Raw genomic sequence first — 13,489 nt, forward strand, 5'->3', positions numbered from 1 at the left:
GGCCGAGTGTCCTGTCGGGCGGGGCCAGGCTGCGTCGGTGAGAGGGCGTCCGCCCCAACGGATGCGCTTTTCGCTGCGGATGCGTGCGCGTTCTCGGCGTTGTGCCTCGAGTACGTCGGGCCATCCAGCCGCCCCAACCACCAACCTGGCGAACCTATGCTGTCACCGCAGTACGAGTTCCAGCAGGCAGCCAAGGGCTTCGATGGCGTCAAGCCGATCATTGGGGTCGAGGCGTACGCCGCTCCGTCGCCACGGCGTAACCGCAAGCAGGAGTTCTGCGGCCCGGGCGGGCAGCGGGCCATGTCGGACGACGCCGAGGGCTCGAAGGACGTCTCCGGCGGTGGCCGTTTCACTCACATGACGATGTGGGCGACGGCTGCGCACGGCTTGCGTAACCTCTTCTACCTCTCGACGGAGGCCAACTACCCGGGCCAGTTCCCGGCAGGCGAGCCCCGTATGGACATGGAGCTGATCAGCAAGCACGCCGAGGGCATCATCGCGACGACCGGTTGCCCGTCCGGCGCGATCCAGACCCGGCTGCGGTTGAACCAGTACGACGCGGCCCGCGAGGTCGCCGCTGCCTACCAGGACATCTTCGGGAAGGAGAACTACTTCCTTGAGCTGATGGAACGGGTTGTCCATCGAGCGGGACGTCCGGGACGGTCTGCTGCGTCTGGCCAAGGAGCTGAGCACCCCGCTGCTGGCCACGAACGATGCGCACTACATCCACGAGGACCAGGCCGACGGGCACGACACCCTGCTGTCCATCGGCGTCGGCAAGAACAAGGCCGACGAAAAGCGCTTTCGGTTCCAGGACAGCGGCTACTACCTCAAGACCGCGCAGGAGATGCGGTCCCTCTTCGCTGAGCTGCCGGAGGCGTGCGACAACACGCTGCTGATCGCCGAGCGCGGTCGGCTCCTATGACGAGGTCTTCGATCACGTCGACGAGATGCCCCCAGTTCCCGGACGTGCCCGAGGGGGAGACGCAGGAGTCCTGGCTGCCGCCGGCCTCGAGTAGGGATCTCGCGTTCTCCATAGCCACGCCTTCTCCTGTCTGCAGGCATAGGACCGGCGGGGCTGTGCGGGTCGAGGTAGCCCCGGAGGCAGTTCGCCACGCGTGGGCGGTCATGACGTATGGTCGATATATCGGAGTAGAAACGTGCTCTGGGGCCGAGCAGACAGCCGGACAGGGAGTACGCGCACACGCGGTATCGGGCGATCCGCCACTCCTTCCGCGGAAGGAGTGCGTCATGAGGGCAGCACAGTTCAGCCGGTTCGGCGGCCCGGAGGTTCTTGAGATCGTTGACCTCCCCGATCCCCATCCCGGTGCCGGAGAGATACGGATCAAGGTCCGTGCCGCGGGGATCAACGCCAGCGACTGGAAGAAGCGTCAGGGCCTGATGGACCAGGAACTGCCACAGACCCTGGGCTACGAGGCTGCGGGCATCGTTGACGAGATCGGCGACGATGTCTCGGGTGTCGCGGTTGGTGACCGGGTCTTCGGAGCCTCACCATACGGAGCCGCGCAAGCGGAGTTGGCCGTGCTGTCCTATTGGGCCCCGATCCCCAAATCGCTTGACTATGCGAGGTCTGCGGCGATCCCCGCGGCAGCCGAGACCGCGGCGCGCTCGCTCGACCAGCTTGGCGTCACAGCGGGCAGCACTGTGCTCATCAACGGGGCATCCGGCAGCGTCGGGAGTGCCGCTGTCCAACTCGCCGTGGAGCGCGGCGCGCGGGTCATCGGCACGGGTAGTCCAGGCATGCACGATGCCCTCCGCTCGCTCGGGGCCGAGCCGGTGGCATACGGCGACGGGATGCCGGAACGAGTCCGGGCCATCATGCCGGCGGGTGTCGATTTTGCGCTGGACGTCGCCGGCAGCGGCGTCCTTCCCGAACTCGTGGCACTCGCGGGCGCGCCCGAGGACGTGATCACGGTTGCCGACTTCCGCGGCGCGCAGCAGACGGGCGTCCGCTTCAGCCGCGGCGACACCGGACGCGCCACCTACGCGCTGACCCAGGTCGCTCAAATGGCCGAAAGTGGACGATTCTCCATCCAGGTCGGCCAGACCTTCCCCTTGACCGAGGTGGCCCACGCGCACTGCGTCGGCGAAGCCGGGACTGTGCGCGGCAAGCTCGTGCTCCTCGTGGACTGACCGGTGTTCAAATCACAGAAGTACCGGCGGACCCGCAGCCGGACCATGACCCGGCGGTGCCCCAACGGCCTTTCATTCCCGGCTCGTTGGTACGTGCTATGTATGCGCTTCGCCTATTTCCGGCAGTCCGGGCACCGGCCCGGGCGAGCGGTGGACACGGCCCCCACCACGAGGACGTCGGAGGAGTTGCTGACGCGCTCCACTGGCACATCGATCCCGGGAAACAGTCCAGCCTCGACCGTCTTGCTTGCCATGCCGGGACATACTCTGCCGAAATGATCCCTCGTTCACCTTCCTGACCTGGGGATTCACGGAACTGCGGACAGAGCCTTGAAAACGACCGGAGGTGCTCCTCGCCCCAGCATGTTGAAGGGTGTGGGGAGAGCGGGTAGCGAAGAGCGAGCGTGTTTCGGGCCGAGAGGTCGGCCGTCCCGCCGGTGTTATGGCTCGTTCTGGCCCGTGTCCGACGGGTCTGGTAATCAGCTAAGGGCGTCCCTTTGCGCCGCGCCCCACTCCCACATGCTGTGCACCACTGACTCCAGCGCCCGGCCCTGGCTGGTCAGAACGTAGCGGACGCGGGGAGGCCAGCTGGGAATGCGGTGGCGTTCGATGACGCCCGCGCTGGTCAACTGGGCCAGCCGGTCCGAGAGGACCTTGTCCGAAAGAGTGGGCAGGGCGGCGGACAGCTCGGAGTATGTGGCCTGGCCGCGACGTAGAAACTCGCGAAGTACCAGCGGCGTCCATCGGCCGCTCAGCGTGGCGAGGGTGATGTCGATAGGACATCGCGGTTCGGGGCCGGGTGGAACAAGGGCGCTGTCCGGACAGTCCGCCAGCGGGCCGCCCTGGTCATCCGCCGGTGGGTGTCCAACTGTTTGGTGAGTCACGAAGGGCCCTCCTAACGTCGTCGCAAACAGCCCGCCGACTTGCCTCCAGGGGGCGTTATGCATATCCACCATCTCAACTGCGGTTCTCTGCGGAAGATTCCACCACTCCGTGAAGAACTCACGGCCGGCGTGGTGAACATCGAACTGGCCGCTGTCTGTCATTGCCTGCTGATCGAGACGGACTCGGACGGGCTGGTCCTGGTGGATACCGGCCTCGGCACCGCGGACTTACAGCGCCCTGACCGGTCGTTGGGTGCGGGCTGGGTGGCCTACGCCCAGCCCGCGCTGGACCCCGAGCAGAGCGCGCTGCGCCAGGTGGTCCGCCTCGGGTACGCGCCCCAGGACGTGCGGCACATCGTGCTCACTCACCTGCATCGCGACCACACCGGAGGGCTGCCGGACTTCCCTCACGCACGGGTGCATGTGCACCCGGACGAGTACCGGGCCGTCACGGACTCCGCGGCAGCGCACCACCGGCACAGCCTCGACCGCTTCATGCCGGCACACCGGGCGCACAACCCGGTGCTGGTACCCGCCCCCATGGAGGAGCGCACGGAGTGGTTCGGCTTCCCAGGCATGGCGCGGCCGCGGGGCCTGGCGTGCGATCTGCTGCTGGTACCGCTGCCTGGCCACTCGGCGGGACACGCGGGTGTCGCCGTGCGCGACGGCGGCGGACGATGGCTGTTGCACGCGGGCGACGCGTACATGTATCACGGCGAGCTTGAGTACACCCCGCCCCTTTCCCATCCCGTCTTCGAGCCGGTCCAGCAGGGAGCACAGGTCGATGTCGCGGCTCGCGTCGTGACCCGCGACCGACTGCGCGACCTGCGCCGCGACCGCGCGGATGAGGTCACCGTCTTCAGCGCACACGACCCGTGGGAGTTTGCCCGCTTCGCCCCCCCAGCCGGTCGCCAGTCGCCTGAGGCAAGAGACCAACAACGTCTGGAACAAGGAGGTTGCCCCACATCTGTCGCCCGCTGAGGCGGCGACCGTGAAGAAACGCTTCGAACCCTTCTCCGCGCCGGCGATGCTCGCCGCTCGCCAAGGCAGACTGTTCACCGATTTCTACACCCCCGCCAAGCTCATCAAGTCGCTGGACATCACAGACGTCGTGGCCCGCATCAAGGCACCCACGCTGGTCCTCGACTACGACTTCGAACAGTTCTACCCAGGCCAGCCGCACGAGATGTTCGACAAGCTGACGGCCCCGAAGGAATACGTGAAGCTCACCGCAGCGACCGGCGCGCAGCTGCACTGCTCGCCGATGGCGCCCAGGCAGCACTGCGACGTGGTCTTCGACTGGCTGCAGCAGACACTTCAGGGCGGCTGACCCACTGATACTCCAGCCCGGCTTCTGTATCCGACTACATCGCCGAGCATGCCGGCGACTTCGTGCGGCGCTGACAGGCACTGGCCCGCCCACCCTGGTCTCCGACCGTGCCGCCCGCAGACCGACCCGGCACCGAACGAGCACCGAACTGTATGCCAAGAGGCATGCTCGCAGCCGTCAGCAGGCCGGTGGCCAGCCAGCCGTGATGCAGGCCCCAGCCGTGATGCAGGCCGTCGCCAGGACCCGCGGTCCACCCGCTCCTGTCCCTCCGGAAGCGGCGCTGCAGTTGGCTATGCCGGTCACAGCGCCGCTGGTTTTGGGCCGGGGCCCGGTGGCGTTCAGCCCAGACGGCCGCACCCGCACCCGCGCCGGTGATGGTTACGGCTCGCACAATGACAAGGTCTGGCAGTGGGAACGACCGGCATCCAGTTGAGCGAGTCGGTGCTGACCGCGAGGTGGAGGCCGTAGTCGGTGCCCTCGCCGAGGCTGGTCGACTCGGTGAAGTAGCACATCACGTATGCGGAGTCGGCCGCATGCGCGGTACCGGCGCCGAGGCTCAGCTCACCGGTCACGGCCGGGGGAGTGGCGGCCTCCAGGCGTCCATACATCGAACATGGTTCGGTTGATCGGTCGGGCCGTAGGGCGTGGCCATGCGCGCGTCAATCACCTCGCACATCATTGGTGAGGTCTGTGCAATCCGGCCACGCCCGTGGCTCGGGTCAGCGCTGGGTGTAGATGAAGCCGATCTTGTCGACCTCGTCACCGGAGCGGCCGTGGAAGCCGGCGATCTGCCAGCCGGAGGGAGCCGTGCGGGTGACGCAGTCGGAGGTCGTGGTGCCGCCGGCCAGAGCGCGTCCCAGGTTGGTGGTGAACCTGGCGTAGAAGATGCGGCTGTGGCCGTCCTTCTGCCCCTGGCACAGGTAGGCGGAGGTGACGTACTCGTCGCTGCCCAGTGTGAGGGAGGACGCGGCGCCCCCGGTGCCGCCGTGGGTCAGGGTGGTGCCGCCGGCCAGGGTGAGGCTCATCTGGTCGACGCGGGCACCGCTGCGCAGGGCGACGGTAGTGGCGTGACCGCCGGCCGGCACGGCGTCGATGTCGTCGAAGTAGTCGCCGTGCGGGCCGCCGAACTGGTCACTGAGCTGGAAGGCGGCGCTGCGCGACCAGGAGAAGTCGACGGCGACCGGGTCGTGGTCGGAGAGCATGAGCCCGTTGTCGGTGAGGAACCTGGTGTGTTCGTTGTTGTAGGCCGTCGCGTTCAGCGAGACTAGCTTGCTGCCGCGGTAGAGGATTTTGTCGACGACCTCGCAGGTGTTGGGCACGGTCGCCCCGGACTGGTCGCACACGAGGGCATCGCTGCCCTTGGCGGGCGGAGTCCCGCCCCGTATCAGCTGGACCCAGGCGTCCGTCAGGCCGTTGGCGGAGGCGAACTCGGCGATGGTGTCACCGGTGCGGGTGTAGCGGGTGTTGGTGTCGCCCATGACCACGACCGCGTTGCCCGCGGAGTGGGTCTTGATGAAGTCGGTGAGCTGACTGAGGTTGTCCGCACGGGAGGCGAGGTCACCGTCGTTGGTACCGGCGTTGGTGTGCAGGTTGTAGAAGTCGACGTAGACGCCCTCGGTGAGGCGTACGCGCATGAACGTGAAGCCCTTGGGGGTCAGGCAGTCGCCCGAGTCGTACTGGCAGGAGCGCCAGTGCACCCGCTCGAAGTCGTCCACGTCGTAGGGGATCTTGGACAGTGTGTTGAGCCCGCTGCCGATGCCCGCGCCGCCGCTGGTGGGGGTGCGGTAGGCGTGCGCGGTGTCGCCGGCGTACAGAAAGGAGTGGTAGTTGAAGTCCTCCTCGACGTGGACGATGTCGTAAGGCGCGATCCGCTGACCGATCGCCGTGGTGCTGGACTCGCGGGGCGTCGGTGCGCTGGACAGGCCCTCGGGCAGTCCGGCGACGTTGTAGGTGAGAACGCTGAAGGTGCCCGAATCGGCAGCCACGGCGGAGGGGGCGGCCGCGGTGAGCCCGCCTAGGACGGCGGCTGCCGCCGCCAGGCAGGCGAGGAGTCTGCGCATGTGGGTGTGTCTCCTGGGGGGGAAAGCGGTTTCGGTGAGGAACGCCAAAGAAGTTACCGCCGGTTACGCCGAGCTGTCGGCGGTTTGGCTCTTCTTTCCGGAGCAGTCGCCGACCGTGCATGGATGGTTCGGTTCCTGGCCGTTGAGGATCCGGGGAACGCAGATCGCGTCCGCTCAGGGGTGCGTGGATGCGAAGTGGCGGCCGTCAGGGGGACGCCGGCGGAGCGCCAGGCCGGGCGGAGCGGGAGCAGGGTGACGGTGTGACGAGCGAACGGCCCCGGCCGGCGCAGGGTTCCCGGCGACGCTCCCGTTGTGAACGCGTGCTCGACCGGTCGTGGCATCGAGTGTTCCACGAGCTCAGCTTCCACGACGCCGAGGGCCTGCCCCAGTTCACCGCCGAGTCCCGCCTGGCCCGCGCCCTCCACATGCCGAGCCCGGTGGGGTGTACGTGCCCGTCGTCGTCCCTCGGGTCAAAGCAGAGCGTGACAGGTGCGGTCTCAGGACAAGTGCCTCGCCACAAGGACTTCTTCGCATTCCCGGACGTGGATCTGGTAAGGGAACATAGCCCAACGCTCACTTTTCTTCTTGAGCGAGGCGTCAGCCGCCTCCGTACTCACGGATGCAACGCACACACGAAGTCAGCGGCGATCACAGCCGTTTGACGGTCTGTCAGGAAGGGATATCGACATGTCCTTCGCCAAGATCATGCTGGCCAAGAAGGCCAAGAAGAAGGAGTGCGGCGCTGCCGGCGAGGCCAAGCACCACAAGAAGAAGCACCATCACCGCAAGCACAAGAAGGCCGCTGCCAAGTAGTACGGCGTCGCGGAACACGATCACACAGGCAGACGGTGCCGGGATCTGTTCGTGCAGCACAGGTGCGCGACGGATCCCGGCACGCCGTCGGATCGGGCAGTGCCCAGGAAGCGCCGCCATGCACACTGCAGCACCCGCCACCGTGCCCGTGGCCGAATCCGGGGCGGGCCCCGCGGCCGGCGCCTCGTCCCGGATCCGGCACGCCCGTATCTCGCCTTTGGCCGCGTTCCGGATGTTCTGGCCGCTGGTCAGCGTCAACCGCGCGGCCGTGCTGGCGTCCGCCGTGCTGCTGCTGGTGTCCGCCGGGTGCGACGCGGGCGCGATCGGGATCGTCGGTGTTCTCACCGACGACGTGCTCACTCCCGGCGACCTCGCCGACTTCTGGGAGCCTGCCGCCCTCTGGCTGGGGCTCGCAGTGGCCGGCGCGGTCGCCTCCGCGGCGGGCGGCTATCTCGCCGGCTGGACCAGCGAGCACTTCCTGCTCGGCCTGCGCGACCGGGTCTTCCAGCATCTCCAGCGGGTCCCGCCGGACGCCCTGGACCGCTTCGGCACCGGCGACCTGGTCTCCCGGCTGACCGGAGACATCGAGTCCGTCGAGTCACTGGTCGCCTCCGCGCCCGTCGAACTGATCACCTCCGCCGTCGGCGCGGTGGTGTTCGCTGCGGCGGCCTTCTGGACCAGCTGGCAGCTGGCCCTGATCACGCTGGCCGCCGCCCCGTTGATCTGGTTCGGCGCCCGGGCGTTCGGCACTCTGATGCGCTCCGCGACCCGCGCCGAACGTGACAGCAACGGCCGGCTGGCCTCCCTACTGGAGGAGAGCCTGGCCAACATGCCCTTGGTGCAGGCCTACGGTCGGCAGCAGGCCGAGCGCAGCAAGGTGCACCGCGAGGGGCGCAGCTGGATGCGCGCCGGCCTGCGGCAGATCCGCCTGTCGTCGGTGTACGGGCCGATGGGCGAACTGATCGAGACACTCAGCGTGCTGGCCGTGATCGGCGCCGGCGCCTGGCAGATCTCCGAACACCACCTCAGCGTCGGCGGCCTGCTCTCCTTCGCCGCCTTCCTCGGCTATCTCCACCCCAAACTCCAGGAACTCGGCGAGCTCGTCGTCAGCGCCTCCTCCGCCACCGCCGCCTGCGAACGCCTCATCGAGATCCTGCGCACCGGCCCCCTCCCCGAGACCGCACCCCGCGAGGACGTCCCGCCGCTCGCCGAACCGGTCCGCGGCGCTGTCACCTTCCAGGACGTCGGCTTCTCGTATGCCGGCAGCGGACACCCCGCGCTGGAACGGGTGCACCTGGACATCGCACCCGGCCTGCTCGTCGCGGTCACCGGACCCAGCGGCACCGGCAAGTCCACTCTCGGCAAGTTGCTGCTGCGCTTCCACGAGCCCTCCCGGGGCCGCATCCTGCTCGACGGCCGGGACATCGCCGAACTCCCCCTCGAGGAGGTGCGCCGCCACATCACCCTACTTCCGCAGGACAGCATGCTCTTCGACGGCACGGTCCGCGACAACATCGCCTACGGCCGCCCCGACGCCACCGAAGCCGACATACTCGCCGCCGCCGACGCGGCCGACGCCCATGACTTCGTCACTGCGCTGCCCGACGGCTACGACACCCCGGTCGGCAAACGGGGCAACAGTCTTTCCGGCGGCCAGCGCCGCAGGATCGCACTCGCCCGCGCCATGCTCCGCACCGCCCCCGTGCTGATCCTCGACGAACCCACCGCCGGACTCGACGATGCCTCCACCACGCGCATCATGGCACCGCTTCGCCGCCTCATCGCCGGGCGCACGACTTTTCTCATCACTCACGACCTCCGCCTGACGGCTCAGGCCGACCTCGTCCTCCATCTCACCGACGGCACCGCGGTCATGATGACTCCGGACCAGTCGTCAACAACAGGCGTGCAGCCTGAGCACGAGGCTGCTTGAGAGTCGACATGACCGGGTCCATGCCCACCCGTCCCGCCGGCACCGTGACGGTCTCCGGCCTCCGTGAGGGGTGCCCACACCCTCTGCTATGCACGGTGGCCGTACACCAGCCCGGGGCGCAGGGCTCCGGACGTGGCGAACAGTTGGGGCACCGTGACCAGGGCATAGCCACGGGACTGGAGGGTGCGGACGATGGTGGGGACCGCCGGCGGGGTGGTCGCGTACCGGTCGTGCAGGACGACGATCGCGCCCCGTCGTACGAGGGTGAGCACCCGGTGCTCGATCAGGTGGGGGTTGTGGTTCTTCCAGTCCTTGGCGCTCACGTTCCACATCACCACCGACAGCCGCGCCGCATCGGCCGCCGACCGCACCTTGTCGTTCAAGGCTCCGAAGGGGGGCCTGAAGAGGGTCGGGCGATGCCCGGTGACAGAGGCGATCTGCGCTGCCGCAGTGTTCAGCTCATAGTCGATCCGGGCGAGCGGGAGGCGGGTGAGGCGTGCGTGGGTGACCGTGTGATCGCCGATCGCGTCACCGTCGCGCTGTTCCCTGAGGACGATGTTCCGGTACCGCAGAGCCCGTGGTCCGATGAGGAAGAACGTGGCGACGGCATGCCGGCGCTCCAGTGTCCCGAGGATGGGCGCCGTGTATCGGGTCGGCCCGTCGTCGAAGGTCAGGGCGACACACTTGGTGACCCGGCAGTCGACGGCGGGGGCCGATGTTCCGACGGTGGATCCGGAGGGTCCGGCGGGCGCGCGGGAGAGCGCGGCGGCGGTGGGCGGCGAGGCGAGTACGGTCGCGGCCGCGCATGCGGCTGCAGCCGTCACCATGCACCGCCACCCTGTTCTTGCAGGCATGGCAGCCACCTCGATGACAGCACGACGATCGTGTCTTCAGGGTCGCCGGTCCGACCGGATCCGGCATCGCATGATGGATGTGAGAAGCTTCAGAAACAGCTAAGTTCTGTGTAAATCGCCTGGTAGGAGAGCCGGGCGCAGGGTTCCGCCTCATACCGGTTCCTAGCTTTGGCGCCGAGGAGGAGCCGCCCGAACGTGCCTGGTTCCAGCGGACGCCGGCGGGCACGATGCCTCACTTCTTCCCCTGTCGGGACCTGCGTCACCGCTGACGGTGGCGAGTGGTACGGCGCGTCGGGTGATGAGGGACGCCTGCGCCACGGTGGTCCTGAGCATCGTGGGCTCGGATGCGGCGCGGGCAGTGGAGGCCGGCGGGTCGGGGCAGGTCATCGGACGTCGGTGGGGTTGGCCGTCGGGCATGGCGAGCCGGACTTCGACGGCGAGGGCTTCGTCGTCGGGCCTGGTGGGGGCGTGCTACTGGCCGAGTTCGCTGCCCCGGATGGCGTTCCGTCTGCCGGCTGCGACGCTGCCGTGGGTCCGCTCGGCGGGCAGGTACCCGTGCCGCCGTCTGAGCTCCCCGTTTGAGCTCCTCGTTTGAGCCACTCCCGCCGCCTGGGGCAATGCCCGGCGCAGGCAGGGGACCCGCGGCGGCAGAGGGCGGCGGGGCGACGGGGGAATCGGATCACCACGCTGCGTCGACGTGCAGCCCCCGTCGATGACGTGCCGTTCGCCGCCGCGGTGCCGCCTACCACGTGTCCCTCGGATGATGCCGGCTCCGCGGAGCTACCGGAGGCCGCGGAGACAACGCATGACGCACCCCATGCACCCCCCACGAGCCGCGACTGCACAGGTGCCGCGGATTGCAGCCCCCGTTCCGGTGACCGCGGTCACCTGACCACACGCTGCGTTGCGGCGTACGTGGCTGAGCGGTGCCGGCCATCCAGCCTCGATGCAGTGGTCCACGTCCCGGCACCAGATTTCCAGGTGCTGCGCCACCAGTGCCGGACCCAGTGCGCGCGGCCAGGGTGCCCAGCTCCTCATTGCCGGCGAGCGGCTAGACGTCCTCGAGCGCCCACTGCCCGTACCGGCCAGGCCGGATTCCCTGCTCCTCGGCGGCCATCTCGATCTCGGCCACCTCCCAGCCGCACCGGTCCGGCCGCATCATCCGTCCGGGCCGAGGCCTGAAGCCGGCCCGATCAGTACGGTCGGGTCGTTCGGTCCAGGCGGACGACGACGATGGCGATGTCGTCGTCGGCGCCGCTGGCGACGTCGAGGCGGGCGAGGAGGGCGTCGGCGAGGTGTTCCGCGCCGAACTCGGTGCAGGTGGCGAGCGTCGAGGTCAGGCGGGTCAGTCCGGTGTCGATGTCCTCACCGCGGCGTTCGATCAGGCCGTCGGTGTACAGGATGAGGGTGTCGCCGGGGGCGTAGGACGCGTTGGCCTGGGGGCGGGGGACGTGTTCGGGGCGGGCGCCCAGCGGAGGGTCGGTGGCCTGGTCGAGCAGCTCGCAGGTGCCGTCCGGGTGCAGCAGGACGGGCGGGGGGTGGCCGGCGCTGCTGTAGATGAGCAGGTGGCTGTGGCCGTCGACGAGGACCTGGACGGCGGTGGCGGCCAGTGCTCCCTCGACCGAGCGGGCGTACAGGCCCAGGACCTCCAGTGCTTGGGCGGGGCCGTGGACGGTGCGGGTGGCGGCGCTCAGCGCGCTGCGGAGCCTGCCCATGACGGTGGCGGCCATCAGTCCGTGGCCGACCACGTCGCCGACCGTGACGGTGAAGCGGCCCGCGGGCAGGTCGACCGCGTCGTACCAGTCGCCGCACACGTTCAGTGATCCGGTCGCGGGCAGGTAGCGCACGGCGATATTCGGGTGTCGGGCCAGGTCCGGGGAGTGGAGCATGGCTTCTTGGAGGGCGACGGCGATGCGCCGCTCACGGGCATGGGCCTGCCGCAGTTCATCGTTCAGCTGCTGCAGCTGCCGCGCCCGGGCGTACAGCTCGGCTTCCATGGCCGCTTCCCGGCCGGGGCGGACCGACGGCAGGTGTGCCGTGCGGCGGGCGCGGACGACGTCGGTCATGTCCTCGGACCGGTGGATGATCCAGGCGACTTTTCCGTCCGTGCCGAGGACGGGCACGTTGATCGCGGTCCACCACCGCTCCTTGAACACCTCGGGGTTGCCGGCGACCGGGATGTCGTATTTCTGCAACGCCATGTGATCGGTCTGGCCGGAGGACAGGACACGGTGCAGAGAGGCTTTCAGCGTCGCCACCCCGTCGGCCTCCGAGTCGGCGGGGTTGTCCGGGAAGACGTCGAAGATGTACTGCCCGACCAGCTCGACCCGGCTCCGTCCCGTCACCACGCAGAAGGCCGAGTTGGCATCGGCGATCACCAGGTCCGTGCCGAGCACCAGGCACGGGCTCGGAAGGGCGGCGAACACCCCTGTGTAGTCGATCTTTGGTGTCACACGCATTCCCTGCCAGTCGCTCGCTGTTCAATCTACGAAAAGTCCAGCTCCCGCGCTCGCCGAGTCGCTCGTGGGCGGCGGGAGGCAGCGGCGTGCGCTCATCGGGCGTACGCCGTGATCGGGGCTCGAATGGTTGTGTGGTGAGGCTTACGTATGGCGAGGCGAGCGGGCGCTCCGTTGAGGGCCGGACAGCTGCGGAGCGCACTGAGGAGGCGGATAGAGGCCGATCGCCCGGCGTCTGGGCGTGCCGACCACGGAGGCACGGAGGCCGTCGACCGTGGACCCAGCCGCGCCTGTCCGCTGGACTGGCCGTAGTCTGCGGCCATGACAGAGATCAAGGCCGCATCCCCTCCACGAATCCTTCGAGCTGCTGCTGGCCGGTAACGAGCGGTTCGTCGCAGGTGCCCTGGCCCACCCGAACCAGGACGCCATCCGCCGCACCGAGGTCGCTCCGGCCCAGCGCCCGTTCGCGGTGCTGTTCGGGTGCTCCGACTCCCGCCTGGCCGCCGAGATCATCTTCGATCGCGGTCTGGGCGATCTCTTCGTGGTACGCACCGCCGGCCACGTCATGGGACCGGAAGTGATCGGCAGCATCGAGTACGGCGTCGACGTGCTGGACTGCCCCCTGGTAGTGGTCCTCGGCCACGACTCGTGCGGGGCGGTCGGCGCGGCGTGCGCCGCGCCGGAGGACGGCATTGCGCCGGTCGGCTACGTCCGGGACTTCGTCGAGCGAGTCACTCCCAGCGTGCTGGCGGCGCGGGCCGCCGGACGCCTGAGCGCCGAAGAGATCCTCGCGGAGCACATAAGGCACACCGTCGACCTGCTTCTGGACCGCTCCCGCCTCCTGGCCGAAAGGGTCGCCGCCGGGCAGGCCGCTGTGGTGGGCCTGTGCTACAGCCTGGCCGACGGGACCGCACGCCTCGTCGCGGCCCGTGGCCTGGACATGTCCGTCGCCCCGGCCCTCTGAAGGATCAAAGTCAGGGACCTGCGGATCAGGCAGGAGGTCAC

General features: G+C 68.8%; 10 protein-coding genes and 2 pseudogenes. 7 read left to right on the plus strand and 5 right to left on the minus strand.

Features of this window, described 5'->3' with window-relative positions; all coding sequences use genetic code 11:
- Window positions 1–171 precede the first annotated feature (171 nt).
- Window positions 172–1,053 (plus strand): annotated as a pseudogene (locus tag ACWCQS_RS06905) (PHP domain-containing protein); the annotation flags it as partial.
- A gap of 198 nt (window positions 1,054–1,251) precedes the next feature.
- Window positions 1,252–2,154: an NADP-dependent oxidoreductase gene (locus tag ACWCQS_RS06910; protein ID WP_451003526.1), complete on the plus strand. Its 903-nt coding sequence runs from the start codon at window positions 1,252–1,254 to the stop codon at window positions 2,152–2,154.
- Window positions 2,155–2,633: 479 nt separating this feature from the next.
- On the opposite strand, the gene ACWCQS_RS06915 is transcribed toward ACWCQS_RS06910, so the two are convergent.
- On the minus strand, window positions 2,634–3,200 hold the full coding sequence (locus ACWCQS_RS06915; RefSeq protein WP_451003453.1) for a winged helix-turn-helix transcriptional regulator: 567 nt from the start codon (window positions 3,198–3,200) through the stop codon (window positions 2,634–2,636).
- On the opposite strand from ACWCQS_RS06915, the gene ACWCQS_RS06920 reads away from it, so the two are divergent.
- Together ACWCQS_RS06920 and ACWCQS_RS06925 are read left to right on the plus strand one after the other, a co-directional pair.
- A complete protein-coding gene (locus ACWCQS_RS06920) occupies window positions 3,171–4,019 on the plus strand; it encodes an MBL fold metallo-hydrolase (RefSeq protein ID WP_451003454.1) in 849 nt (282 codons plus the stop codon). The genes ACWCQS_RS06915 and ACWCQS_RS06920 overlap by 30 nt on opposite strands.
- Window positions 4,020–4,029: 10 nt before the next feature.
- On the plus strand, window positions 4,030–4,368 hold the full coding sequence (locus ACWCQS_RS06925; protein WP_451003455.1) for a hypothetical protein: 339 nt from the start codon (window positions 4,030–4,032) through the stop codon (window positions 4,366–4,368).
- Window positions 4,369–4,772: 404 nt separating this feature from the next.
- Here ACWCQS_RS06925 and ACWCQS_RS06930 read toward each other — a convergent pair.
- Window positions 4,773–4,976: pseudogene (locus ACWCQS_RS06930) on the minus strand (alpha-L-arabinofuranosidase); the annotation flags it as partial.
- A gap of 111 nt (window positions 4,977–5,087) precedes the next feature.
- On the minus strand, window positions 5,088–6,428 hold the full coding sequence (locus tag ACWCQS_RS06935; RefSeq protein ID WP_451003456.1) for a jacalin-like lectin: 1,341 nt from the start codon (window positions 6,426–6,428) through the stop codon (window positions 5,088–5,090).
- 687 nt (window positions 6,429–7,115) lie between these two features.
- Between ACWCQS_RS06935 and ACWCQS_RS06940 the strand changes: the two genes are divergently transcribed.
- Window positions 7,116–7,241, plus strand: a complete 126-nt coding sequence (locus ACWCQS_RS06940; protein ID WP_351620475.1) for a hypothetical protein — start codon at window positions 7,116–7,118, stop codon at window positions 7,239–7,241.
- Between the two features lie 118 nt (window positions 7,242–7,359).
- On the plus strand, window positions 7,360–9,174 hold the full coding sequence (locus ACWCQS_RS06945; protein WP_451003457.1) for an ABC transporter ATP-binding protein: 1,815 nt from the start codon (window positions 7,360–7,362) through the stop codon (window positions 9,172–9,174).
- A gap of 86 nt (window positions 9,175–9,260) precedes the next feature.
- Here the strand turns inward: ACWCQS_RS06945 and ACWCQS_RS06950 are convergent, their stop codons facing one another.
- Together ACWCQS_RS06950 and ACWCQS_RS06955 are read right to left on the minus strand one after the other, a co-directional pair.
- On the minus strand, window positions 9,261–10,001 hold the full coding sequence (locus ACWCQS_RS06950; RefSeq protein ID WP_451003458.1) for a polysaccharide deacetylase family protein: 741 nt from the start codon (window positions 9,999–10,001) through the stop codon (window positions 9,261–9,263).
- 1,220 nt (window positions 10,002–11,221) lie between these two features.
- Window positions 11,222–12,481 (minus strand): SpoIIE family protein phosphatase, encoded by a 1,260-nt coding sequence (locus ACWCQS_RS06955; protein WP_451003459.1) that lies wholly within the window; start codon window positions 12,479–12,481, stop codon window positions 11,222–11,224.
- Between the two features lie 367 nt (window positions 12,482–12,848).
- On the opposite strand from ACWCQS_RS06955, the gene ACWCQS_RS06960 reads away from it, so the two are divergent.
- Window positions 12,849–13,448 carry a carbonic anhydrase gene (locus tag ACWCQS_RS06960; protein ID WP_451003527.1) on the plus strand — a complete coding sequence of 200 codons (600 nt, stop codon included), beginning with the start codon at window positions 12,849–12,851 and terminating at the stop codon, window positions 13,446–13,448.
- The last annotated feature ends 41 nt before the right edge of the window (window positions 13,449–13,489 follow it).

This window comes from Streptomyces sp. NPDC002076 (assembly GCF_053593835.1).